The sequence below is a fragment of the Bradyrhizobium sp. UFLA05-153 genome (genome assembly GCF_054185185.1).
The window spans coordinates 25,558-49,047 of sequence record NZ_JBBIAM010000048.1; the positions used below are offsets into that span (position 1 = coordinate 25,558).

17 protein-coding genes and 2 pseudogenes are annotated in these 23,490 nt (G+C 57.2%); 10 read left to right on the plus strand and 9 right to left on the minus strand.

Going from position 1 to position 23,490, the window contains the following annotated elements; genetic code table 11:
• Positions 1–158: 158 nt before the first annotated feature.
• From Q2941_RS26270 to Q2941_RS26285, 4 genes are read right to left on the minus strand one after another with little or no spacing between them, the layout of a single operon-like run.
• Positions 159–3,551 (minus strand): TM0106 family RecB-like putative nuclease, encoded by a 3,393-nt coding sequence (locus tag Q2941_RS26270; RefSeq protein WP_458194158.1) that lies wholly within the window; start codon positions 3,549–3,551, stop codon positions 159–161.
• A gap of 32 nt (positions 3,552–3,583) precedes the next feature.
• Positions 3,584–5,824 carry a DEAD/DEAH box helicase gene (locus Q2941_RS26275; RefSeq protein ID WP_458194187.1) on the minus strand — a complete coding sequence of 747 codons (2,241 nt, stop codon included), beginning with the start codon at positions 5,822–5,824 and terminating at the stop codon, positions 3,584–3,586.
• Positions 5,793–7,115 carry an ATP-binding protein gene (locus Q2941_RS26280; RefSeq protein WP_458194159.1) on the minus strand — a complete coding sequence of 441 codons (1,323 nt, stop codon included), beginning with the start codon at positions 7,113–7,115 and terminating at the stop codon, positions 5,793–5,795. The genes Q2941_RS26275 and Q2941_RS26280 overlap by 32 nt, the downstream gene beginning before the upstream one ends.
• Complete coding sequence (locus Q2941_RS26285; protein ID WP_458194160.1) at positions 7,112–9,175, minus strand: tellurite resistance TerB family protein; 2,064 nt, start codon at positions 9,173–9,175, stop codon at positions 7,112–7,114. Before Q2941_RS26285 ends, Q2941_RS26280 begins: the two co-directional genes overlap by 4 nt.
• A 751-nt stretch (positions 9,176–9,926) precedes the next feature.
• On the opposite strand from Q2941_RS26285, the gene Q2941_RS26290 reads away from it, so the two are divergent.
• Genes Q2941_RS26290 through Q2941_RS26300 form a run of 3 tightly spaced genes read left to right on the plus strand, consistent with a single transcriptional unit; the run spans position 9,927 to position 14,503 of the window.
• Positions 9,927–11,240, plus strand: a complete 1,314-nt coding sequence (locus Q2941_RS26290; protein ID WP_458194161.1) for a ComEC/Rec2 family competence protein — start codon at positions 9,927–9,929, stop codon at positions 11,238–11,240.
• A gap of 57 nt (positions 11,241–11,297) precedes the next feature.
• Positions 11,298–13,184: a gluzincin family metallopeptidase gene (locus Q2941_RS26295; protein ID WP_458194162.1), complete on the plus strand. Its 1,887-nt coding sequence runs from the start codon at positions 11,298–11,300 to the stop codon at positions 13,182–13,184.
• The gene (locus Q2941_RS26300) at positions 13,166–14,503 is read left to right on the plus strand and encodes an MBL fold metallo-hydrolase (protein WP_458194163.1); all 1,338 of its coding nucleotides are present in this window, start codon (positions 13,166–13,168) and stop codon (positions 14,501–14,503) included. The genes Q2941_RS26295 and Q2941_RS26300 overlap by 19 nt, the downstream gene beginning before the upstream one ends.
• 178 nt (positions 14,504–14,681) lie before the next feature.
• Here Q2941_RS26300 and Q2941_RS26305 read toward each other — a convergent pair whose 3' ends face one another.
• The gene (locus Q2941_RS26305; protein ID WP_458194164.1) at positions 14,682–14,921 is read right to left on the minus strand and encodes a hypothetical protein; all 240 of its coding nucleotides are present in this window, start codon (positions 14,919–14,921) and stop codon (positions 14,682–14,684) included.
• Between the two features lie 185 nt (positions 14,922–15,106).
• On the opposite strand from Q2941_RS26305, the gene Q2941_RS26310 reads away from it, so the two are divergent.
• The 5 genes and pseudogenes from Q2941_RS26310 to Q2941_RS26330 all read left to right on the plus strand — a co-directional run bounded on the left by Q2941_RS26310 (position 15,107) and on the right by Q2941_RS26330 (position 18,659).
• Positions 15,107–15,298, plus strand: coding sequence for a hypothetical protein (locus Q2941_RS26310; protein ID WP_458194165.1), 192 nt, complete (start codon positions 15,107–15,109; stop codon positions 15,296–15,298).
• 132 nt (positions 15,299–15,430) lie between these two features.
• Positions 15,431–16,204, plus strand: a complete 774-nt coding sequence (locus tag Q2941_RS26315) for a GIY-YIG nuclease family protein (RefSeq protein WP_458194166.1) — start codon at positions 15,431–15,433, stop codon at positions 16,202–16,204.
• Between the two features lie 106 nt (positions 16,205–16,310).
• Positions 16,311–16,581, plus strand: a pseudogene (locus Q2941_RS26320) (transposase); the annotation flags it as partial.
• 57 nt (positions 16,582–16,638) lie between these two features.
• A pseudogene (locus Q2941_RS26325) lies at positions 16,639–17,497 on the plus strand (IS481 family transposase); the annotation flags it as partial.
• Between the two features lie 571 nt (positions 17,498–18,068).
• On the plus strand, positions 18,069–18,659 hold the full coding sequence (locus Q2941_RS26330; RefSeq protein WP_458194167.1) for a hypothetical protein: 591 nt from the start codon (positions 18,069–18,071) through the stop codon (positions 18,657–18,659).
• Positions 18,660–18,704: 45 nt separating this feature from the next.
• Here the strand turns inward: Q2941_RS26330 and Q2941_RS26335 are convergent, their stop codons facing one another.
• Positions 18,705–19,472 carry an integrase gene (locus Q2941_RS26335; protein ID WP_458194168.1) on the minus strand — a complete coding sequence of 256 codons (768 nt, stop codon included), beginning with the start codon at positions 19,470–19,472 and terminating at the stop codon, positions 18,705–18,707.
• Between the two features lie 107 nt (positions 19,473–19,579).
• Here Q2941_RS26335 and Q2941_RS26340 point away from each other — a divergent pair, with 107 nt between their 5' ends.
• Together Q2941_RS26340 and Q2941_RS26345 are read left to right on the plus strand one after the other, a co-directional pair.
• Positions 19,580–19,966 carry an HNH endonuclease gene (locus Q2941_RS26340; RefSeq protein ID WP_458194169.1) on the plus strand — a complete coding sequence of 129 codons (387 nt, stop codon included), beginning with the start codon at positions 19,580–19,582 and terminating at the stop codon, positions 19,964–19,966.
• Between the two features lie 2 nt (positions 19,967–19,968).
• Complete coding sequence (locus Q2941_RS26345; RefSeq protein WP_458194170.1) at positions 19,969–20,571, plus strand: hypothetical protein; 603 nt, start codon at positions 19,969–19,971, stop codon at positions 20,569–20,571.
• Between the two features lie 4 nt (positions 20,572–20,575).
• Here Q2941_RS26345 and Q2941_RS26350 read toward each other — a convergent pair whose 3' ends face one another.
• The 3 genes from Q2941_RS26350 to Q2941_RS26360 form a co-directional block, all read right to left on the minus strand.
• On the minus strand, positions 20,576–21,412 hold the full coding sequence (locus Q2941_RS26350; protein ID WP_458194171.1) for a hypothetical protein: 837 nt from the start codon (positions 21,410–21,412) through the stop codon (positions 20,576–20,578).
• Positions 21,413–21,523: 111 nt separating this feature from the next.
• The gene (locus tag Q2941_RS26355; protein ID WP_458194172.1) at positions 21,524–21,901 is read right to left on the minus strand and encodes a hypothetical protein; all 378 of its coding nucleotides are present in this window, start codon (positions 21,899–21,901) and stop codon (positions 21,524–21,526) included.
• Positions 21,902–21,955: 54 nt separating this feature from the next.
• Positions 21,956–23,485, minus strand: coding sequence for a YaaC family protein (locus tag Q2941_RS26360; RefSeq protein WP_458194173.1), 1,530 nt, complete (start codon positions 23,483–23,485; stop codon positions 21,956–21,958).
• Positions 23,486–23,490 lie beyond the last annotated feature (5 nt).

Consider the following 23,490-nt stretch of genomic DNA (forward strand, 5'->3'; position numbering starts at 1 on the left):
CGCTGTACTACGAAGAAATACCGGCCGCAGTTCGACTGCTCACACTCCGTGGCATGTCACGCTCCAACGCCAGCCCCGGACCGCTGGAGCGGGTGACGGCAAACGCCGCCCAGAGCGCGGGACATGTCGCTCAGCCGGTCTCTCCGTTGAGGCGGAGCCTAGATTGGCTCCGCCAGCTCCAAGTATCGGCAAAATGCATTCGCAAGCTGCATCTGCCGAGGCGTCCGGCAATCGACCTCGAACAGGCGCGGCGACGCCACGATGAGACAGATGCACTTGGCGCGTGAAGTGGCCACGTTGAGGCGATTTGCGCTGTACAGAAATTCCATTCCTCGCGGGGCGTCCAGGTAGCTGGACGTTGTCATCGAATAGATGACGATTGGCGCTTCCTGTCCTTGAAACTTATCGACGGTTCCGATGCGGCCTGCGTGGATGCGGTCCTGCAGTTCGAAGACCTGAGCGTTATATGGCGCAATGATCAGTATGTCATTGAGACCGACCGGTGCTTCCTTTCCGCTTCCGTCCACCCATGTAGTGCCGGCGTTCAGGATATCCGTGATCAGTTCGCTGATCTTGTCGGCTTCTTCGCGCGACGAATTTTGATTTCCGGAGTGTTCGACTGAAAGGAAGCGCAGCCCCGCTCCGTTCAACGGTCCCTTGGACCGTATCTGCTGCCTGTCCAGCCCGGTGCGCGATCGAAGGCGCCCCTCATAGAACAGTTCGGAGTTGAACGCGCATATCTCGGGATGCAGACGCCAAGTCTCGGGCAGGAACAGCCCCCTATCCGGCAGTACCGTAGCGTGAGGACCTAGTATGTGATCGAGGGCGGAAACAGCGGCACCATCAGGATGGCTTCCCTGGATCGGCTGCTCGAGCTGTCGGGGATCTCCAAGCAGCACGATGCTCTCGGCTGCCTGCGACACGGCAAGAACGTTGGCGAGAGACATCTGAGCCGCTTCATCGATGAAGAGCACATCTACCGAATGTGAAGCATCTTGCCTCGCCCAGAACCAGGCCGTGGCACCGCCCACGCGACAGTCAGCTCTCAAAGCATCGAGAAATTTTCCGTTGTTGGTCGTGAAACGGAGGACCTCCGAGTCGTGCTCCTTCTCGGACAGTTTTTGGATGCACCGTATCGGCTGACCTTGTTCGTCCGCGCACTCAGCCACTTTGTCGAGGAGATTGCGGATTACCTTGTGACTGTTGGCCGTCACGCCAATTGTACGTCCGGCGCCAGCAAGTGCAGCGATCATTCGAGCCCCCGTGAACGTCTTGCCGGCACCAGGTGGCCCCTGCACAGGAAAGACGCTCCGATCGAGGTTGAGGGCAACTCGAACAGCGGTCTGGAGCACCTGCTCGTCCGGCTGCTGCAGCTCGTGTCCGCGTAGGCGCGGAGCGAGCGCCATCAGGAGGTCGCGAGCGGCACGATAATCGCCGTCTCCGTTCATTCCATGATCTGCAACGTGTTCGCCGATCCGCATCAAGGATTCGGCTAGGACTTGCGTATCTACGAAGCTGTGCGCGAAGACCGCCTCGGGGTGGAAGTCGACAGTATCTTTGCGCTTTTTGACGTCGATCGTGCGGTCTTCGAGCGAAATCGCCGAGACCGTACCGAACTTCTCGCCTCCCACGCTCCTCAGATCGTCTTCCGGACGTATATCGGAGTCTTGGAAATCGAATTTGTAGCGCTGTATGGGCGCCTTCTGCGTGCCGCCGACCTGACCTTTGAAATCCAAGCCCGCTAGGCCGTCGCGCTCGTGCAGAAGATCTTCGGCAGAGAGATCCGCCAGACGAAAATATTCCCACCACACTGCCTTTTTCTCGCGACCGTGCCAATCCAACAGCGCGGCAAGCAGCCAGCGCGCCTGCTGTTCGGCCGTCCGCTCATTCATGTCATCCGGAATGCCTTTCACGAGTCGGGCCGAGAGCGCGGCCACTTTCTGTTGCCAAGCCGCCAGTTCGACGTTCATTTCGACATCGACGAGACTGGGCCGATCGATGACCGCGCCGCTCTCGATGAGGGATGTTCGAAGATCCTCGAGCCAATCCCTCAGACCTTCCGTCGAGGCACAATCGTCGCGATTGTATCCTTTGATGGCGGCCTTGTCCTCGTTCGGTATAGCGCCGGCATCCGACATCTCCAGTCGTGCTTGTGTTCTTGCGAGCACCGATCCGACCTCATCGAGAGGCACGCTTCTGACGAAGGAATACAGCGGCTCTAGCTTCTTTATCGAATAGCTTTCGACGCTCGCGCGGATGGCATGGCGCACAATAGAATACAGATCGACGAAGATCTCGCCGCGGAGCAGATTATCAACCTCATTCTCGCGCGTCGCGTACCGCCCCATCAGCCGCTTCATCGCTGCCGGTTCGTACGGAGCGAAATGATAGATATGCAGATCGGGATAGGCCTTCAATCGATCGACGACAAAGTCCACGAACCGCTCAAAAGCCCCCTTCTCCTCGTGTCGGGCGGAGGCCCAATCCCCCACGTATTTTGGGGATCCGTCCGGCTCGCGATACAAGTATCCAAACAAGAACTCGAGCCCCCCTTCTCCAACGAAAGGATCTCCTTCGAAATCGAAGAGGATGTCGCCCGGCGATGGCGGTGGGATACGCGAAAGACCGAAACCGGGCACAGGCGGCAGGGCTTCGTAGACGATCTGGCCTTTGGCCCGGCCCTCGACCTGTATTCGAGCCTGCTCCCTTACTCTTTCATAGCTCGCGGCGGCTCCACGATCGGGTCTCCACGTCAACGGTAACGGGATTTCGGCAAGCTCCGTCATCGTGGCAACGCCATTCCTTTCGAATTCGCCGATCTGGATCTTGCTGATGCCCGCGACCAACGACATGTGGTCGTCGGCTCTCCGGCGCTGCTGGCAATGACTACGCCATCTGCATATTTCGCAATGCTCGATAGGTTCCGGATAAAAACCTGTAGCATCGGACTCGACCGCGTTTTCCAAGCTTGACCTGACGTGTCGGTAGTATGCGGCGTAGTCTGAGATTCGATGCTCCTCTGGCGCGAAGTCGTTTCCCGGGGTCACGACGTGCGCTAATCGGGGAGGCGCACCCTGCATCTCGGAAAGCATGTCGGAGTACAAGCTGATTTGCAGTACGGTGTTGCCCTTCGTGACGCGGGCCAGCTTGGTGTCGGTGACCTCGTAAGACCAGGAGCCGAAACGGCTGTTCGTCTCCACACGGCGCAGCACGTCCGCCCGTCCGTTCCACCTGCCGGCCTGCAGCGCTGCCTGGACGATGACGGAGTCACCACGCGCCATCGCCTGCATCGTTGCTGCGATGGCTGCACCGTCGACACCGATGCCCTCGATCCTGGTCGTGGCGAACCCGCTCGCCTTCAGGTGATCCACGAAGGCGCGCTCGTGGATGTCTCCGCGCTCGGCAAGGACTTCGAGAACGGGATCCCAGATCTTCGGCTTGTCCAGTTCGCCGTTGGCAACCTTTAGATCCAATTCCGTCAGATAGCGACAATTGAGATGACCCACGAGGTCGTTGGCGCTGAGATTGAGTACACCTTCGAGCTTCTGCATTTTTTGCCCCCTGATTCGGGTCGCCGTTCGGATCAGATGCTCCGGGCGATGCTCGATATCGCACCGATTTCGGCGGTGTTCTGTCGCGCCCAAAGCGTTCTTGCCAGTTCGACAGGTACCTGATCTTTGAACTTCCCCGCCGCGATATTTTGGACCGCCGCAGAAACCCGAGCCGGGTCCGAAGCAGTGTCGTCCGCCAAGCCCGCGAGCTTGGATCTCGCTATCCCCACGGTCGTTTCAGATAGTGTCAAACCCAAATCGTGCACATGACCGGGAAGACCGACCATGGCGGCCGCAGCTCCAAAAACAGCCGTTGCCTGCGATCCACGCCACAGAAAGACGTGAACGTCCTTCTCCTCCTGAAGCACGCTCGTCGTATCGAGCTCAAAGCTTCGAAAGGCTTCCCGACCTTCTGCTAACAGCTCCCGCGCTCTCCGATCGAGATAGGAAGGTTCGTCAGACGACAGGTAAACGCTTCTCATCTCGGCCGCCAAACGGTCATGCAATCGTTCGCCATCCGCGCGTTCGAACCTTGGCACGACGCCCCCCGGGTGCGGCGCCACAAATAGCGTGTTCGTCCTCTCGTCCATATCTTGCACGATCCACCGCTGCCCGGCGAAGACGACCAGACTGTCTTTGTGGACAGGGAACGATATCGGCAGTGTTCCGAGGGTTTTTCCAGAGACCGTCAGACGCCACTCCTCGGCTGACTCGAACACCGCGAAGAAGTTTCGCGATTGGACTATCGCCTCGCCCCTTTCCGCCAACATGATCGTCCGGTCCGGGGCCTGCTCGACAAAACGGATCTCATCGGAGGCAAGGTGTTTCAGAAGAAGGGAAAATTCTGACACCGATATGGCTGCGAAAGGCCCAGGGCCACACAGGAGGTCATACAAGGGACGAGCCTGTATCCCGCCGCGCTCGGATATCACCGAAAGCATCTGATGGATCAGCGTGGAGGCGACTTCGGGCACTTGGCCAGCAGGTTCCACGAACTTCTCAAGCAAGAGCCTTATAACCGCCACTGACCGGATCGTGTTTGACCGCAGCCGATCGATGACGCCCGACTCCTGATCGATGTTCGGCTCGCGGATGTAGATCCTAAGGATGGAGGGAATACCTCTTCTGCGCCCCGTTCGTCCGAGCCGCTGACGCAAAGAGGCCAGTGATCTTGGAGCGCCCACCTGAGCGACCGATTTCACCGATCCGATGTCGATGCCCAGTTCGAGCGTCGACGTGCAGATACCTGTCGTCGGAAGCTTTCCGTCCTTGAGGCGGTTCTCCAGATCCTCTCTTAGCGTCTTGGAGAGGCTACCATGATGGGGAAAGAATTCGTTAGGGACCTTCGCCTTTTCGGCCCTTCGTCTAAGTCGGTCGGCGGCCGACTCTACAGTCCGCCGCGAGCCACCGAAGACGAGATTGTTTGTCCCTCTCAACGTAGCGAAAAGATGGTCCGCAATATCATCCAAAGCGATGCGCCGAATGGCCTCCGCCTCTGTGGCGCCGGTCGCGCCCTCGGCGTGGTCCGGGTCATCCAATTGCGGGGGTTCGACGAAGCCTCGGATTTGAAGTCTGAGTTCTGGGGCATCGGATTTTGCTTCGATAATTTCGACGAGCTGAGGTGTCGCAGGTCTAAGCCAAGCCGCGGCTTGCGCCAGATCACCGATCGTTGCGGAAAGCCCTATGCGGCGCGCCGACCGCTGTGAAATAGCATCGATGCGTCGCAGAAGGCTAGCAACATGGAGGCCCCGCGGCCCCTGCAGAAATGAATGGAGTTCATCTATGACGATGAAGTCCGCCGAGCACAGCAGCCGCCTCGCGTCACCAGGGCGGCGAACGAACATTGCTTCGATTGATTCCGGAGTGATCAGCGAGATCCCTCGCGGGTCCGCCATTGCCCGCTTCTTTGCGGTCTGCGGAGCATCTCCGTGCCATTTCACGACCGAGATGTTCATATTCTCGCAGAGTTCCTCCAGCCGCTTGAACTGATCGTTGATCAGCGCTTTCAGCGGACTGATGTAGAGCACCGAGAATCCGCCGGCGCTGCGATCGGCGACGCTCGTGAGAACCGGCAGAAACGCTGCCTCGGTCTTGCCCGCCGCGGTGGAGGCAGCAATCAGTATGTCGCGGTGGCCATCCAGGACTGAGATGACGGTGCGCGCCTGGATCTCCCTAAGTTCGTCCCATCCTTGATCCCGGATCCACCGGCGGATCGTTGGATGCAGCCTGTCGTATGCACCCTCAAGACTTGAGGCGGAGGCTGGTGAGCTCATCTTCATCCCCGTTTTCAGGTGCCGCTATCGCTCCGTCGTCGGGAGCGTCCGGAGCAATGGGCACCTGAACGAGAAGGTCCTGCCATCGGCTGCCGGGATTCTGCTCGAGTACTGATAGCATTTGAACGAACGCCCTGACGGTCGAACGCGGCGTGCGGAAGTATGCAGCTCCAATCTTGCGGTCGCAGTGCTCCATGAAAGCTGTGAGGGCTTCGTCTGGAACGAGATACTTCGACGGATCTCCGCTTGCGAAGACCATCCTTATGTTTCCGAGGAGCACGAGCAGATCCTCTGGTGTCAGGCTCTGGAGCCTGATCACCGGGCCGGACATGTCGACAAGACCGCTAGAGGCGAAGGAATTCTCGGCGAGCCTCGACTGAAGAGCTTCGTAGCTGAACATGCCTCTGCGGGTGTCCAGGAGGAATTCGGGCGTGCCGCACATGACAAAGCCAATGCCTGAAGTCGTGCCCTGAAGTGCATCGTTTACAATGTTGAGGACCTGTTCATAGTTCTGCTTTCGCGCCTGAGCGCTCTGAAGCTTGTAGATGTTCGCCATTTCATCGATCATGACGAGCAAGCCGGCATAGCCGGCGATTCTCACCAGGCATGCGAGGGATTTGAGGCTATCGTAGAGGTTCTCATCGTCGATGATGGTTCGTACACCAAGATCCCGCTTTGCGTCGGTTCGGGTGGAATACTCTCCGCGGAGCCAGCGAATGGCGTTCTGCTTTAGCTGCTCGTTCGACTCTTCGCTGCCGCGCCAGAACGCCTTCAGTACGGTCGCGAAATCGTACCCACCCGCGAACTGGGCGATTGCGCCGAGCTTCTCATCGATTACTTTCTCGATCGCAACATCCTTCTCCCCGGCCTCCTTGGCCACATCCGTCACCAACCGCTCGACGACGCTCTGGAGAGCCCCACCCTCTGGCCTGTTGCGCGTCGCCATATTGTTGACGGCCTCGGAATAGAGCGCTCGGGCCTGGCCACCGCTGGCCTGGATGCGCCGATTGGGCGAGAGGTCGGCGTGCACCGTCACGCATCGTCGTTCCAAGGCTATCAGCCTGATCACGCTGGCGAAGAAGGTCTTGCCTGCGCCATATTCGCCGATGACGAACTTGATCGTTGCGCCGGCATCGGCGATGCGGTCGATGTCGCGCAGCATGGCGGTGATCTCCTTGGCCCGCCCGACCTGGATGTGCGGGAGCCCGATCCTTGGAACGACGCCAGCGGAAAGGGCCTGAATGATGGTATCGCGTTCGCGCGGACGGATCGTCTTGGGTTGCTTGCTCATGCGGCCCTGGCCTTCATTTCGGCGATGCGTTCTCTCAGGTGCGCCGCTATCACGATTTCGTCTCCCTCTTCGATCAGCGGCTCGTCGAAGCGGTCAAAGGACCAGTCATTGATGCGCTCGATCGCGCCGTCCGGCAACAGGCGAACGTCCTTCGCATGCAGCTCGAAGTCCGCACGTGACATTGATCCACGAAGCTCAAGCAATTCGACCAGCTCGCCATGAGGTCCATCCAACCCTTCGAGCGACATCTCGGTCGGAGCTGGAGAGGCCGGGCCGGCCGGAAGAGCGTCTTCGGTGAAAATGTCAGTTAGCAAAGCAGACACCGCCTCCGTTTCCTTTCGCGTCTTCTGCAGGCGGACTGCATCAAACCTAATGCCGGCGGTCGGGGGTGCAGCGGGAGGCGCCCCCTTGGGAATGGGAATGCCTGCCGCGCGAGCTTCCTCGGTCAATGCCACTGGCTCGTCCGCCTCGGCGGCGGCTCGGTGCAGACCCGCATATATTCGTTCCGCCGGGAGACCCAGCGTCTTGTGCAGTCGCTCGAGGAACTTGACCTCTCCAGCATCGATATTCTGATTTCCGCCGATCACTGCGACCGCAGCCTCGGCGATCGCTTCCCGCTCGCTTTCGCTAGCTTCCGCGAGTTTGCGCATGACTCTGTCGCGCTTCGGCGGATTGTTGAATGTGATGACGGCGAATGCGATCAGTCGAGCCTGTTCGACCCCCGATAGGTCGCTTTCTGCCCTGATCCTGGCAATGGTGCGCTGTAGTTCCTCATACGATGCATCCCCGTCAGCCGCAGCGGCCAGCACGGCGACTTCGATCTGAGCTCGCATCGCGCGAAATTGTGCTCTGCCTGGATCTACCGGGCCACCATCCACCGCCCTGAACACGAACACTTGGTCGTCTGCCCGAGGAGCGCCGCTTCCATATCTGCGATCGGGTTCGATCGCAATTCCCACGACATCCAAGGCGGTGCTCAGCGTATCCAGAGCGGGACCCGGAATTTTTCCTCCCTCTGGTATTTCGATCCCGACCATATTCAGGAGTACCTGTGTGGTAGTACTTCCTCTGCCTTGACTTCCTACAAGGGTGTCGACCTGACGCCCAAAGTCCTCGACGACGCTTATCTCGGGCTCTCGCAGAAGGTCGGCCGGAAGAAGCGCGGCAGCCGCCATCGAATGTCTCGCTTCCGGCTTTCGACCAACCAGTCGACTGAACCCATCGAGCTCGGCGGTGCAATCGTCGACCAAAGCCCTCAACACTTCGAGTTCTCGGACGAGTAGGCTCGGGTCGGTTCGTCGTTGATGTTCTCCCCGGATCTCGACATCGAAGCCGCCACTCGCCGCACGATACCGTAGCGAAATATTCCCCTTGGAGTTCACCACCAGCCCATTGGGGAATCGTTTACCGAATCGCAACTTCCACAAAGTGACGAATTCTTCGAAGCATCGCACGGCCGGCGTTTTCAAATAGGTATCGGGCATCGCCAAAACCCAACGGAGCGCATCTTCGGCGGACAGGCCCGGAGCCGATGAGAGCCGCTCGCCCAGATACAGACGCGTGGCAAGATCCATCTCCGAGCCCGCGCTTCGTTCGGGAGATAGAGGCTGCAGCGTCAGGCGCTGGCCCTGCGATACCCGCGCAACGTTCAGGAACTTGGTGGCGTAGTTCTGGAAAGAATTGTTGGAGCCATAGATCGAAAGCAGTCGTTCGACCTCCTGAATAAGCGCGGGGGCATCTGCCCCCTTGTCCACGAAGACTCGGTGTTCGAGGCCATAAAAGAAAAGAAACACATATCCAATGCCGTAGTTCGGATTGCGTCGTCCAGTGCGCATCCAGTCCAGAAAGGCGCACCGCGCCGCCGGTGAAATATGCTCGTACGACGGCCAATAAGGCACCGACTGTCCATCGATCTCGGCCTGCCGCGCATATGCGGGCAGTGCGGGATTGATCGCATACTGCCTCGTTTCACCGTCCTGCCCGGCTACCCATGCTCCGTAGTAGAACATGCTACCGGGCAGTTCTGCCTTGCCGAAGATCGCCCGCTCACCCGCCGCCAACCACACTGCCGGCGGCTCGCTTGTACGAAGCGTGCTTCTCGCGGGTGGCGGGCTTTGAACGGAACTCTGTGGAAATTCGGAATGCCTGTCTGGAGCCGGAACGCTTTGCGATCTGCCTCGGAGTGCGAGATAGAGTAGCCAAACGACCCCGGCCCCCAGAACGAACGCCCCAATAGCGGGCGCATGTTCGACCACGAACCGATAGACTGCAGTAACAGCCGCTATCAGTCCGCCAATCAGGATCAGAAGGACCGTTCCGGCGTTAGATGATTTGCTCCGTCGTCGCCCCATGGAATAGTAGTCTCTGCCCCTCGCTTACAGCCTTCCGTTGGTGACTCTTGCACGACGCATAATCGGCGGCAACGGTGTGGCTATAGTCACAAGTAAGGAAACGCGCTCGAAAGCAAGAGGGTTTACCGACTATTCGACCGCGGAGCTTGGGCTCGGTTGCATGGATGCCCCTCGCCGACCTAGGGATTTCCCTAGGATTCGGCAAGCATCAGGGGGATCGCAAAGACTGCTTTGTCCGGTGCCTAGGTCAATATCGCATCCCGGACTGCGAATGCCCGTAGGTCACCGGCTGCAATTATATACAGGGCAGGTGGCACGCGCCCCGAAAGCTCAATAGCGATAGATTCCAGTGGATCAAAAAGCTGCAATGGATTAATCTACCTCAGATAGAGATCAAATTCATACTCTCGCTCGTTCGGCGAGCGCAAGCCCGAAGGCCGGGCATCAGTTTGGAAGACCGATGAATCCGTTCTTGATCTTCCCGCGGCCGCCGGCGCTTCCTGTGCGGCCCTCCCGCATCTACGCGAGGCTCGACGATATTGCTGAGCTTGCCGGTGGAGGCAGCTGGGAATTCTTACTTGGCGGCCTTGATGCTGACTGGTTCGACCAGAGTCCCGGCATCGCCAAACTGCGTGGAAACCAACGGATCGGCATGATCGAAGTCATGCCCGTATTTTATTTGGAATTCGATGCCCAACTTGGCGATCCGCTAAACTTGTTTGCCCGGACCGGGCTTTTCCAGTCTGCCTGGAATGATTGGGTCGAAATCAGGCTACAAGAAGGGCTCGGCGCTCGTCTCTATCGCAACCTCTACGCGGAGGCGGAGCCCGTCAACATCGTGGACGTCAGGGCAGTCTCCGCGGAGACCGCTGACGACCTCGACGAGGTTCACGACCTCTCGGATTGGGAGGCCACCGACGAAACCATCCAGTCGAAACTGTCTAGGTTGACGGGCTCGACTATCGAGTCGCTTGCCGTTTATGACGTCGGTCAAGGCGCCGCCAACAGCGGCAGTCCATCGTCACACAAGCCTGCCTTCTATTTCGATTTCGGAGGTGGAGTTCGATCCCACACCAGCACGAGGCCTCATTCGACACCTGATCTATGCTTGTGCGCTGATCCTCTGATCGTACTGTCGCACTGGGATTCAGATCACTGGTCGTCAGGTCCTCTTGTCGCGACGTCGCTTACTCTCGATTGGATAGCCCCTTTCCAATCGGTCACCTCTCCTCATCTCACCTTTGCTGGATCGATCATTACGGCTGGTGGTACGCTCTTGGTATCGAAAGCAGCGGCCGGTACGAGCTTTTCTGCCGGCCAGCTACATCTCTATCGAGCAAGCGGGACTAGCCGGAACGACAGCGGATTCACTTTAAACGTCGACCCGCCTACCACAGGCAGTCGATTCTTCTTTCCGGGCGACGCTGACTATACCTATGTGGCGGGCAAGCCCTCCATGAGCGCGGGACTGACGGCGACCCATCATGGCGGCAGTTGGAAAAGCGCGTCGGCTCCGCCAACGGCCACGGGCCGGGGGCGGGACCGAGTCGTGTTCAGTTACGGTATATTTCCCTCGGGGCTACCGAACACCTATGGGCACCCTACCGCTCGTTCAACAGGCGACCACGCAATGGCCGGGTTCAATCGTCTCGATACCCCATTGCGCACTGCCCCCGCCTCTACCGGCCACGTTCATCTGGATTGGGCGGGCACGCCCGCTCCCACCGCACCGTGCGGACGGCACGCTTGCTATCAAAATCTGAATCAAGCCTGAGGCCTTCAAAGGAACCGCCATTTCGTAGGATCGCGATATTCTCGTTGGAGGGCTGAGATGACACCTAGGAAGCCAGCCAAGAAGAAGGCTGGGACGGCGGCCAAAGCCAAGCCACCGGCTATGGCGAATAAGCCGACAAAGGCAACGCTGCTAAATTTATACGCAGCACGGAGCTATATCGACGGTGACGTCCAGAAGGGTTTGGGCCTGAAGATCCCCTTCGACGTTTACTTTCAGGACCCCCTGTTCGCAAAGAACAATCCCAAACTAGCATTCGACCGATCGTTCGTCGCCTGGGAGCCCGGATTGTCCCCTGGGCCGACCAGCGCGCGGTTCGCGGTAGTTGATTACAACGGCGACACGGGAGCATTGGTACCGCCCGTTCGGTGGGATTTCGCGACCAGGCAATTCATCGACTCCAGTGGGACTGCCATAGACAGGGAGCTCTTGTACAGCTCCCTGCAAGCCCATCAACTGCACGTATGGGCGGTTCTTCAACGAGCCCTGGAGTTCTTCGAAGGCGGGCCAGGTCTTGGTCGCCGGATATCTTGGGGGTTTGAGGGAAACAGACTGATCGTCGTACCTCACGCCGGGTACGGTCAGAACGCATTTTACGATCGTCAGAGCAAATCCCTGCAATTCTATTATTTCGATGGAGACGGAGGAACGGTTTATACCTGCCTCTCCACCGACATCATCAATCACGAATTCGGCCATGCAGTGCTCGATGGGATCCGTCCTTATTACATCGAGGCGATCAGTCCGCAGACGGCCGCTTTCCATGAATTCATTGGCGACCTGACGGCGATACTTATCGCATTCCGCAACAACGATTTCCGCAACTACTTGGTGGAGGCATCCGGCGGAGACCTCGGCAAGGATACGAAGCTAAACCGACTTGCCGAGGAGTTCGGTAAAGCGGTGAGCGACAAGCCCTATCTACGAACGGCTCGCAACAAAGAGAAGCTTTCCGCGCTGAAGGACGAACAGAGACCGCATCTACTGTCGCAGGTCCTGACCGGCGCGATGTTCGATATCATCATAAAGCTCTCGCGCTACTATATCGACAAACGTAAACGTACAAAATCTCAAGCGTTTTGGGATACCATTCAGCGCATGCAGCAAATGGCCGTACAGCCACTCGATTTGCTGCCACCTGTGGACGCCTCATTCAAAGACTATGCCCTGGCCGTATTGCGCATGGAGCAGATCGCCAATCCATCGGATCCTGACAACTATCGCGGCATGATGATGGATGTGTTTCTCGATCGCGAGATCCTGACGGACGCCGAAGTCAAGGATCTGAAGCAGCCTCGTCAAGTCTTCGAGAGACTAGCTCTTGACGTATTCCACGAGGTGGAAGAACTGTCCGGCTCACGGGCCGAGACATATAGATTCCTCGACGATAATCGAGACCGCCTCTACATCCCCGCGAATGCTGACGTTGTCGTATCAGATCTTCACGTCGCACAAAAGCTGACACGTCAGTCCCGTCGCCTGCCGAAACAGATAATCTTGCAATACATCTGGCGCGAGGACGTCGTGCTTGAGGGGTCCCGGTTCGGCCGGTTCGAAGGACAATCGGCCAGCATGCTTTGCGGTGCCACGCTGGCCCTCGATCACGAAGGCAACGTCCTGGCATGGTCGCGGAAATCGGGGACCGAATTCTACGGACGTGGCCAAAAGAAGGACGACGATCAGCGCGAGCGCGGCGAAGGCGCGAAGCGTAAAGCCGCTTTCCTCAATTCGATTGCAGCCAGAGTAAAGGCCGGTCGGATCGGTAATGCCATCGGGGGCGCAAAAGGAATACTCGGTACGAAAATCCCGCCTTTCGTTTCGCGCGAAGTCGACGGCTCGCTTCGGTTCGAACTCTCGCCTCATTTCACCATTCACGACGATTCCAAAGACGATTTGGGTGAACGCCGATGGCAAATAAGCTCCTGATCCGCGCCTACAACGTCGAACTTGGCGACTGCATCTATTGTCGCATCCCAAAGGCGAAGCCAACGCAAGGAGGTGCCGACGACTTCCACATGTTGATCGATTGCGGCTCGTGGGGATCTTTCGCATCATTGAAATCGGCCGTCGAGCACCTGAAATCCGAGCTGCCCGATGGAGGCCACGGAAAGAAGCGGCTCGACCTGCTCGTCGTGACCCACGAGCACAAGGATCATATTGCCGGCTTCGACGCCGACCTCTTCGAGGATCTGGCGATCGGAAACATCTGGATGAGCACGGCGATGAACCGGGAACATCCGCAATCCCAAAGAGCTTTCGCTCTCCAGGACTTTGCCAAGAGCGCCATGCGCGAATTGGCCGCGCAAAACCTGGAACTGGATCCGGAGCTTCGGGAGCTTGTGGAGCTGTATGGCGTCTCCAACGACGATGCAATCGAGACATTGCAGAAGACGCTTCCACAGGCGAACAAGATCAAGCCGAAGTACGTTCACGCCGGCGACACAGCCGCCAGCCTGGGAATCAAGCTCACAAACACGACGATCGAGGTGCTCGGGCCCGAGCAAGACATCGATGGATACTATCTGGGCGAGGACCCGGATGTTTCCCTGCGGGGCTTCCAAGAAGGGACAAAGCCGTTCAAGGCTCACATTGCAAAAGGTGCGAATTCAATCCCCAAGAACATCAGCCTGGCCGATTTCCGGCGACTTCAATCCAGAATGATGTCCAATGCGCTCGCATTCGCCGATGAGGCTGGCAGCGTGATCAACAACACGAGCGTAGTTCTCCTGGTTGAGTGGAACGGCAAGCGGCTGCTCTTCGTGGGCGACGCTGAGTGGGACACTCGATACAGACCGAAGAAACAAAACGCATCGTGGAACGTGATGTGGCATCTACACAAAAATAGGCTTGGAAAGCCTATCGACTTTCTCAAGATCGGGCATCACGGCAGCGTCAATGCCACCCCTTGGAACGACGCCGAGGACGGCGAACAGACCGAGGCTTCTACGATCCTGGACGCTATCCTTCCTGTGAAGCGCGCCAGCAAAGCGAAGGCGGTCGCGTCGACATTGCGTAAGAACTACAAGTCCATTCCGAGTTCGGCTCTCCTGGTCGAAATTGGAAATCGAGTGCAGAACTCGAAGGTATATGAGAAGGCCCTTACCGCGGACGGCATCAAACTCAAGGATCTCCCATTCTTCACGCAACGTGAGAAGCGTTGGCTTGGGAGCAAGCAACCGCTTCGCACGGATTTCGAGGCCCTTCTCTCGGAAGATAATTTCGTCGAGGTGGAGATCGGATCGTAGGCACCTCTTTGAGGTTTGGAGGGTGCACGCACGTGAGCGATCTTGCGATTACTTCGAAGACGGAAGATACGGGCACCGATACCCAGTACGCGGACTTCGAAGTCAGAGACGTCCTCGGGGAGGTCGAGGAAGGTGTTGGCCTCAGTCTCTGGAGGCTTCAACACTTACCGACGCCGAGTCAGCTGGCCGGAAGATACCCCGCAATTCGCGATTTCATGATTCGGACGGACGCTTGTCGCAGAGAGCGCTGTTGGGTATCGCTTCGACCCTCCTGATTGTCTATCTCCCGCGCATCTTCGCGCGTTAGCTTTCGATCTGCATATGGCTGCCAGACGCGCATGGTCTGGTCCAGGAAGTTGCCTTCTTCACCATCGAAGGCCTGATCAGCAGAACCGTTATGCTTGTCGTCCAGTGGCATGATGTCCTCTCTGGACATCATTAAGCAGGACATACTTCGCAATCGCCGCAGGAAACTCTGGGAATGCAGAAGCTTGCCAAACTTTACGGTCGCCTACGCTGCTTCTGATTGCGAGCGATGGTCAGTTTCGGCCAATGAATAAGCAAACGGCTCCCTCGAACGCCGCGATCGGCGCGGCGAAAGCGATGGAGGATACGATGCAGCTTTGGACGATCAACGAACTGACGCACCTGACGCGAGACGAACTTTGCGATCTCGCTAGCAGGATCGAAGGAGCCCTCCCCGGCTTCGAACCGGGCACGGTGAGGCGATTGAACGCCCTGACCAGCCTCGACAACATCCGCCGTGCCATGGTCAGCCGCCGATTGCATTTCTAAATGCTTGACGCTGCGGTCCAATTGTCCCCAGCAAACAGGACGGAGCTGGTCGTCGGATGGACCGAATTGGCGTATCCTGAAGTGATTCACTGATACTCGAAACGATTTCGCCCTCAAGGGACGGAGTGGGTTATGGCCGAAAGTGCAGAGGCCGTTTACGCATTGGCTGGCGTCTTGGAGCACCTCGGCGCCCCTTGGGGTTTACCGGAAGACTGGATCATCCTCTGCGACAACGAAGATCTGCGCTATATGCCACGGACGGCCGCAAAGAAACTGCTCGCGAAAGCAAAGAAGGAAACAGCGCGCCGATGGCTATTGGGTCGCTTTGATCCAAGCGAAATGGATCTTGAGCTTTCGGAAGAATCCGAGGACGGTGACGGCACCGAGATATTTGACGACAGGCTCTTAAAGCAGCGGGCCATCAACTCAATCGATGATGTCGTATCGACGGTCAAATCACTGCGAGAGCTGTACACAAATCGTACGATTGATCCAAGTCAGAAGTCGGCTCATGAGGCGACGGTGGCGGCGCGCTTGGAGTTTGGCTACCCGAAGGACCCGCCATCTCAAACGGACTGTTTCGATGAGGATGTGGCCCGCCAATGCCGTCGTATCATCAATGAGATCTACCGCCCTCAGGTGAGGTCCTCCGGACCGTTGGTCTACCTGATCAGCACCGACAATCCGGAGTTCGTGAAAATTGGATTTACAAAGAGCCTCGAGGGACGTTTGAGATCGCTACGGACCGCTTCGCATGTCGAGCCCACAGTTCATCTGACAATTCCGGGGACGGTTTCGCTTGAGCGCGAGTTGCACAGGCGCTTCGAAGCGGCCCGCTACAATCGTGAGTGGTTTCGGCTGACGGAAGAGATCAAGACATTTATTACCACGGAAAGAGAAGGCTAACTCCTTGCACTGGCAATTCAGCCTCCTCCATCAAGGCTAGGCTGTGTGGACTCTTGGGATTCTATCAGACGGAACGTGATTCAAGGCTTTCTTTTAGGAGGCAGCCTTGGGTGTCATGGATCGTCTCGCCCTGAGCGACACCGCAATGGGACCGAATCTCCGGCTTGATCATCGGTCGGCCGGACCAGCGTGGTTCGACTGGCCGCGACAACCGGATGTTTGTCGAGGGCGTGTTATGGATCGTGCGAACCGGCTCGCCGTGGCGTGATCTGCCCGAAGCGTTCGGCGAATGGAACAGCGTATTCCGACGCTTCAGCCGGTGGAGCGCCAAGGGGGTCTGGCTGCGTATGTTCGAAACGCTCGCAGATGATCCGGACTTGTTTTGTCCCGGACTTTGATGGTGCATCCTTGTCGCACGATTCGAAGGAAGCGCTATGGGACAAATTTTACACGGCTGCGCCACCACGACGGAGGCAGTCCGTCGAGCAATACAAAATAGTCAAGAGAGCCTGAGAGGCCTAGCCAGGCGCTATGGGATCAACCAGAAGACTGTCGCAAAGTGGAAACAGCGTGAGTCCGTCGCCGATCTCCCGACTGGCCCCAAGAATGCTAAGTCCACCGTGCTCTCCATCGAGGAGGAGGCGATCATCGTCGCTTTCCGGCAGGCAGCATACGCTGCTGCTACTCGACGATTGCCTCTATGCTCTGCAGCCCACCATCTCCCATCTGACGCGGTCTTCCCTGCATCGCCGCCTCCAGCGCCACGGCATCAGCCGATTGCCGGAGGTCGAAGGCAGCAGGCCCGCGAAGAAGAAGTTCAAGGCTTATCCGATCGGCTATTTCCACATCGACATCGCCGAGCTCCAGACCGCCGAAGGCAAGCTCTACCTCTATGTCGCGATCGATCGCACCAGCAAGTTCGCGTTCGTGCAACTGGCGAGGAAGACGGGGAGGACCTCGGCCGCGGCCTTCCTCGAAGCTCTGATTGCTGCTGTCCCCTACAAGATCCACACGGTTCTCACCGATAATGGGATCCAGTTCACCTTCCCACCGCGCTATGCGGACGGCCCGACGGCAAGATACGCGACGCACATGTTCGACATGCGTTGCCAAGAGAACGGAATCGAACATCGGCTGACCAAGATCAAGCATCCCTGGACCAATGGCCAGGTCGAACGCATGAACCGCACGATCAAGGAAGCGACCGTCCAACGCTATCACTACGATCGACACGATCAGCTCGAAGCCCACCTCGCCGACTTCATCAACGCCTACAACTATGCTCGGCGGCTATGGATCACGTCCAGCGCAAGGCACGTGCTATAATTGTTGGGATGGTAATCGACCACGATTCCGTCGCCAGCAGACTGGATCATGTCTTTCGTCTGTTGTAGCAGCTTGCCATCTGTTGAACGCCATTGCTTTTTGGATTGAAAGGGAAGGCCCTTTCGCCAGACCCCATCCTCATCCCGCACTTCGATCTGAAAGATACCGTCCGCGCCCAGATATTTTCGGGAGCTCCGCCTCCGCGGCCTCTAATTTTTTGATATGAAATCTGAAACTCGTATTGGCGCGTTCCGTCGCTGAACGTTAGGGGATGCGCCATTGAGAGATTGTTGCCGAGAGCACCAGTCAGCGAGTCTTCGTCGGCCGAGCTGAAGCGGTATTTTGCTTCGGCATCAGCAATTCCGGCCAAATATCGATCACGAATAATGCGCTTAAGCCCAGGCGGTAGCTGAAGATCCATTTGGAAGCCACAAAAAGCGAACTATAAAATTGCGCAATTAGAGCGAGCATTCTCGTCGAATCCGCGCGAGCTTGTCAAATTCCCAAGTCTCGTAGCGTTTGGAATTTGGGGAAATCAATGGGCGACGAAATTGCAAATCCGATACCGGCCGACTTTGACCAGAGACGGAAGCTTTGGATTTATGCATCCCTCTGGCTCAACGACACAGAGGCCCCCTACGCAAGTCTAAGTCTCCAGACGCTTGGTTATGCGGAGCGCCTAATCCTGGACATGGAGGGGAGGCTTGCTGTGCTCGCGAAAGACCACGCCAGCAAGAAGGCTCGCGATTTTCTCCTATCAGAATGTTCAGCCCATTCCGTCTTATGGGTGTTTGGCCTCTACGAAGTCCTTCGCACGGTCCGCGCATCGCGGACGCCGAAATTCTCACCACTGGCGTCAGTGTTCCAAAAATTGGAGGCGCTACGGATGCCGTTAGCAAAACATGAGGTGAAAAGTTATCACGGCACTGCGCCATCCCATTATCCGACAAGTTGCTGGGATATAGACAGCGGGCAGGTCGGATGGACCTTTTACGATCCCCGCCTGGCCGCAATGCGCACTTTAACGAGAACCTCGCTGAGCGACGAGTTCTTGCAGGTAGCCGCGGTAAGGCCAGATCATCTTCCACCCTTTCCGATCGGTGGGCCCCTTGGGGATTTTGAGGGATGAGCTTCTGAAAGCGGCAATCAAGCTCACTGCCTAGGTCGCGTGCCGTTAGACGATGTTGTCCTTGGAAATGCTCGCTTCGTGTTCTCGCACCAACGCCTGGAAGGCGAAAAAGGCCTCGCTGCCGCGCCGATATTGTTCATCCAAGAGGCCGGCAACGAAATCGAGGCTAAGGGCCGGCATGCCGCCAAATGAGTAGGTAACGGACTTCGCTTCGTCGTCCGTTTTGCGTGTAACGATTTGCGTGATCCCGATGACAAACCGCGGCGAGAACCGGTGATTGTAGGCGTTTCGAAAATCCCGCGTCGCGGTCTGATATTGTTTGCTGCCGAATTTTTCGACACATCGTTTGAACGGAGCGTAGCTTTGCCAGGGGGCAACGAATTTATCCGCCGCCGCAAAGTAAACCTCGTTATCCAGCGGAAAATTGTCCCGCCATGACGCCCCCTCACGCGATCGGTTCGCTTGATGAGACAAATGAGCAGCCGCAAATATGAGCCGCGATCGGATCACATAGGGCAAGTTCAATCCGATTGTCGCAATTGGGTCTATGAACTCATGGACGGCATCGACCTTCTCCTGGTCATTCATAGGAGCGATCACGGTATTCCAAGCTTTCAGACGAAGACTGTAATCATTCAATTCATTGAGGCTGTTGGCGATTTCTCGCGAGAATTCATTGAACATCTCGCTGTAAGGAAGCCATGCGCCGTTGAGGGGATCTGGCAATTTGCCCCAGTTATAGCCGACCGGCTGGGCTCCGTGGACGATGGTGTCCAGCGCTTCGCGATATCGGCGATACAGTTCAACAAGCACGGTGATAGGCTCCTCCCGCGACTCAGATTGTCACGGACCACCCCGGCGATCATGCAACAGGTCGGCTTGGCGGGACTCAAACGAATCATTTCGATTTGCAGGACAGCATGGATAAAGGACCGAGGATAGGCGACCCTGTTCTGGGCGGGCGCTATTCGTTATTGGCGCAGGTGAAAGGATCGATCGGCGGCGGCAAGGTGTTCCTCGGAACAGCAGGGCGATGCCGCTATTGCAGGGAAACAAATCCCGCCCGTTTCCGAATGGTGGCCCATACCTTTCCCGAGGCTCTCGGCAACAAGTGGGTTATTTCGCGCGATGAGTGCGATGGCTGCAACCAGACATTCTCGATATATGACGACGCTATTGCGAGAGCTGTCAGTCCGTTCCTGACCTTGGGTGGCGTGAAGGGAAAGTCCAACAAGATCCGGCAAACGGGACGCTCGGAAGGCGATGCCGTGATATCGCGCCGTATCGGACTGGACGGAGAGGGATAAACATGTTCGCAACCAATGCGGACCCCACCCAGCACGTTTCTGTAACCGGGCAAGGTCTATTCCGCATGAACATGCCGGTCGCGGATGTCCACTTTAAACCGCGACGAGCTTACAAGGCCCTCGTTAAAATGGGCATCGCGCTGCTGCCCGACGAAGAACTGGATCACTACACCAAGCTTCGCGCCTGGCTGCTCGACACAGACGACACGGTCGAGTTTCCCAATCTTAGCGTAGGCATGTCATTCGCGCCCGTCGGGAATGCGCCGCCCATTGCGGTGGGGGCATTGCTTCGCCGAACGCATCCCAATGACTTGGTTCCGCATATCATTTTCATTTTCAGCGCTGGTTCTATATGCCTGCAAATAGACCTGATGTCGGACCATCTGGAAGACCATCTGCCGCCCACCCCGGTTGGTGCAATCAGCGTAGAATGGTCTAACGTCATATTTGATCCGGACGGACCAGGAACGATTACGCTTAGCTACGGAAAGCCGATCCACCTCAATTGGTCCTCGGTCGAAAGCGAACCGCAGCCGGTCAAAGCCGTGGTTCTGAATTTCGATCCACAGACCAGCGCCGGATCACTGACGCCGATCTTTCGCTAAAGCATCATTCGAAGGAATGTGCGGCCGGATCCTTTGAGAAGCGGAGGATCAACGTGTCGTCGTCCTCGTCCAGTCCTCCCTTTTCGAATGAGATCTCCCTTATCATGAAGCCCTGATCCAAGAACCGGCCAACGGTCGAGTCACCGTCCCCATCACCCAGGCGGTGGCGGAACTGCTTTTCCGTAATGCGATCCGCCAAGAAATCCTGAAAAGCCCGGCTGGACATACGGTTCGTGATCTCATCTTTTGTGCTCGATGTCATCGTTGTAGCTCCATACCAGCCCGATGCTTCCGGCGCGAATGCGCCCTGCCGAAACAAGGACCGCGCCTGAGAACCAGTGAACCGAGGCAGAGGCAACGCAGCCTCGATCTTGCGGAGGCCCTCCAATAGACCCGGGTCTTCTTGGTGTGAAAAGACGGTAGTTTTCCAGCTTCGTTTTGGCTCTTGAGCGAAGGATCGATAGTCCTTTTTAGGCACGAAGACCACGACGGCATCGACTCGTCCTTTCTTGTCGAAGAGAAATCGACGGACAATTTTTTCTGCTGTTGCATTTCTTTCGATCACGTTCGGAAATGGCGCTCCCAATTCATCAAGGGTCCTTGATCCGATCTCTGAAAGAAAGATGATCCGATGCGTCCCTTCGGGCGCCTCTTCGATTTGTGACAACTTCTGGCTAAGGACATTGTAGATCGGATTGTCCGTCTCCGAATAGACGCGGGGTGGCCGAGAGGTCCAGACGTTGTGATACCGAATCTGCTTGTAGTCTTTCCGCTCGACCTCGACACATAAGCCATGCTCCTCAATCCTCAGATGTGGAAGCGGCTCAGTATTCGACAGCACCCATTCTTTGATGAGTACCTTCGCTGCATCAGATAGCGCGTAATTCTTCGGTGCGGCGATCTCGCGTATTCTGATGCCGCGTTCAATCGCGGTCGTCTCAGCAAATCGGAACTACAGATGATCACCGAAACCCTTTTTCATCGTATTAGCGTGAGCAACGATAGTCTGCGAACATCGATCCATGAGTTGTTCGCCAGAGATCGAGTTGTCGTTGGTGGAAGCTATCTCAACAACCGCGGGCCTATCCGGCAGCAGGCCCTCGACATAGGCGTCCGGCTTTTTTCCATTCACCCACCAGTCCGGTTCGACCACCAGGCAGTCGAAATCTTTCATCGCCCAAACCAGCGCCAATTCCATCTCCGCCGGCAAGGCCTGCTCGACGCGCTTATTATTTAATCGCGCGACCAGATCGGCTCGCTTGTTGCCGTCGAGTAGGGGCCGCAGATCGTTCAACATGGCCTGAATGCGACGGCGAGTGAATATAGCCATGCTGAGAATATATCCCCGATCTGAAGGACAGCCGGCCGCTCCGGCGCGGCTAGCTCAAAAGAACGAACCGGAGTGTTTCGCCACGATCCGCTGGCCTGTGACTTTTGCCAAGAACTGTTCGGGCAAAATGCGTTCGACGACAGCCAAGAAGGCTTCGATGATCACGCGCATATGGTCAAGGTCGCCCTCTTGCACTCGTCGCCAGACACTCGGGCGATAGCGCACGATGATAGATAGCGCGTAAAGAAGGACGACAGAAATTGCCCGGTATTCGCCCATCACGCCGAAGATGGGAAGAATAAGGGCGTTCTGCTGAAAGGGACTATGGTGGACAGGAAGGCTATCCCACCAGAACTTTCCTGAGGGATGATCCACTGCAACTCGAAAATGACGGCCGCCCTCCTCAGAAGAAACCTCTCCGATTTCGCTAATAGGGCCAGGGAATAGCGCAATGTCTTCTTTCGTGAGGCGACTGGAGTCATCGACCAGCAGGACGTAGCTTCGGGTCGCGGGCTTCGGCTTGGCTAGGAAGGACGGGCGATGATTCGCCATCTGGTCGTTCACCGGCATTGTCCACCGCGGTTTCGCTCCAAAGATATTTGAGAACAGATCAGAGAGTTCAGGGATCGACGCGAACAGCGCCTCGACGGTGAGCCAGCTATCCGCGGGCGCCGATGCAAGTTCATCAAAACGGCGCGGTTTGCGTTCGGGAAACTGCGTGATCGGCGTCCCGATCGATTTCGCCCAGGCAGGAAAAAACCCGGATGGCAGAGCACCGACAACGATTTGTTCCAGCCCGTCTGACATTCCGTCGACCGTATAGAGCCCGTGGCCGGCCTTCGTGCTGCCTTCGATCTCGGAAAGCGCTTTTGCTCCGCGCGGCGCAGCCAGCATCTCTGCAAATGCAAAAGACATGCTGCCGTAGTATAGGTTGAGCACGCGCTGGCTGAAGGTTTGTCCGTCCTTCGCTTGAAAGTAGTCGGATGCGTTGCGCAACGCGTAGGCGACGCCTTGAGCTTTCGAGTGGAGAATATCGGCATCCAGCTCAACATGCTCGGCGAGCGCGCGGGCTTCGATCATCTTCCTCGCGAGGGTAACGCTCTGGAGCTGGCGAAGCCGCAGCCAAATTGCCTCGATCGGCTCATCCGCCAGCAACAATTTCGGTCGAAGGATCGTTGGTTCGGTAGCGGGAGGTTTCTCTTCTTCGCCATCCAGTGCAAATTTTCCTTCAGCGCTCGTTTTGTTCCACTCCAACATCAACTCGTGGAAATCATCGACTGAGCTGACGGGCTTCGTGACTCCCCGGGTGAATTGATCGACGTGATAAGGTTGACCGTTGAAGAAGATGTGCTCAACCTCGTCAGCAAGCGATTTGTATAGGCTATTGGCGGTATCAGAGCTGTAAATCAGCGCAATGCTGTGGCGATGGCCACCTCGCTCCGCGGAAATGATGAGCCCATCCGCGAACTCGCGTTCGACCTTCGGAGTCCAGTGATGGATTCGAAGTTTCTCGAAAATTTTCTGTTCAGCGTCCCTGCGGAGGATATCCAGGCGCGCTTTTTGTCCAGGGTCAGAGGGCTGCATAGCGA

Bases quoted from the DNA above. Each gene is read 5' to 3' on its own strand.
- Q2941_RS26270 (WP_458194158.1), bottom strand. From the start codon at position 3,551: ATGCAGAAGCTCGAAGGTGTACTCAATCTCAGCGCCAACGACCTCGTG.
- Q2941_RS26275 (WP_458194187.1), bottom strand. From the start codon at position 5,824: ATGAGCTCACCAGCCTCCGCCTCAAGTCTTGAGGGTGCATACGACAGG.
- Q2941_RS26280 (WP_458194159.1), bottom strand. From the start codon at position 7,115: ATGAGCAAGCAACCCAAGACGATCCGTCCGCGCGAACGCGATACCATC.
- Q2941_RS26290 (WP_458194161.1), top strand. From the start codon at position 9,927: ATGAATCCGTTCTTGATCTTCCCGCGGCCGCCGGCGCTTCCTGTGCGG.
- Q2941_RS26295 (WP_458194162.1), top strand. From the start codon at position 11,298: ATGACACCTAGGAAGCCAGCCAAGAAGAAGGCTGGGACGGCGGCCAAA.
- Q2941_RS26300 (WP_458194163.1), top strand. From the start codon at position 13,166: ATGGCAAATAAGCTCCTGATCCGCGCCTACAACGTCGAACTTGGCGAC.
- Q2941_RS26305 (WP_458194164.1), bottom strand. From the start codon at position 14,921: ATGCCACTGGACGACAAGCATAACGGTTCTGCTGATCAGGCCTTCGAT.
- Q2941_RS26310 (WP_458194165.1), top strand. From the start codon at position 15,107: ATGGAGGATACGATGCAGCTTTGGACGATCAACGAACTGACGCACCTG.
- Q2941_RS26315 (WP_458194166.1), top strand. From the start codon at position 15,431: ATGGCCGAAAGTGCAGAGGCCGTTTACGCATTGGCTGGCGTCTTGGAG.
- Q2941_RS26330 (WP_458194167.1), top strand. From the start codon at position 18,069: ATGGGCGACGAAATTGCAAATCCGATACCGGCCGACTTTGACCAGAGA.
- Q2941_RS26340 (WP_458194169.1), top strand. From the start codon at position 19,580: ATGGATAAAGGACCGAGGATAGGCGACCCTGTTCTGGGCGGGCGCTAT.
- Q2941_RS26345 (WP_458194170.1), top strand. From the start codon at position 19,969: ATGTTCGCAACCAATGCGGACCCCACCCAGCACGTTTCTGTAACCGGG.
- Q2941_RS26355 (WP_458194172.1), bottom strand. From the start codon at position 21,901: ATGGCTATATTCACTCGCCGTCGCATTCAGGCCATGTTGAACGATCTG.
- Q2941_RS26360 (WP_458194173.1), bottom strand. From the start codon at position 23,485: ATGCAGCCCTCTGACCCTGGACAAAAAGCGCGCCTGGATATCCTCCGC.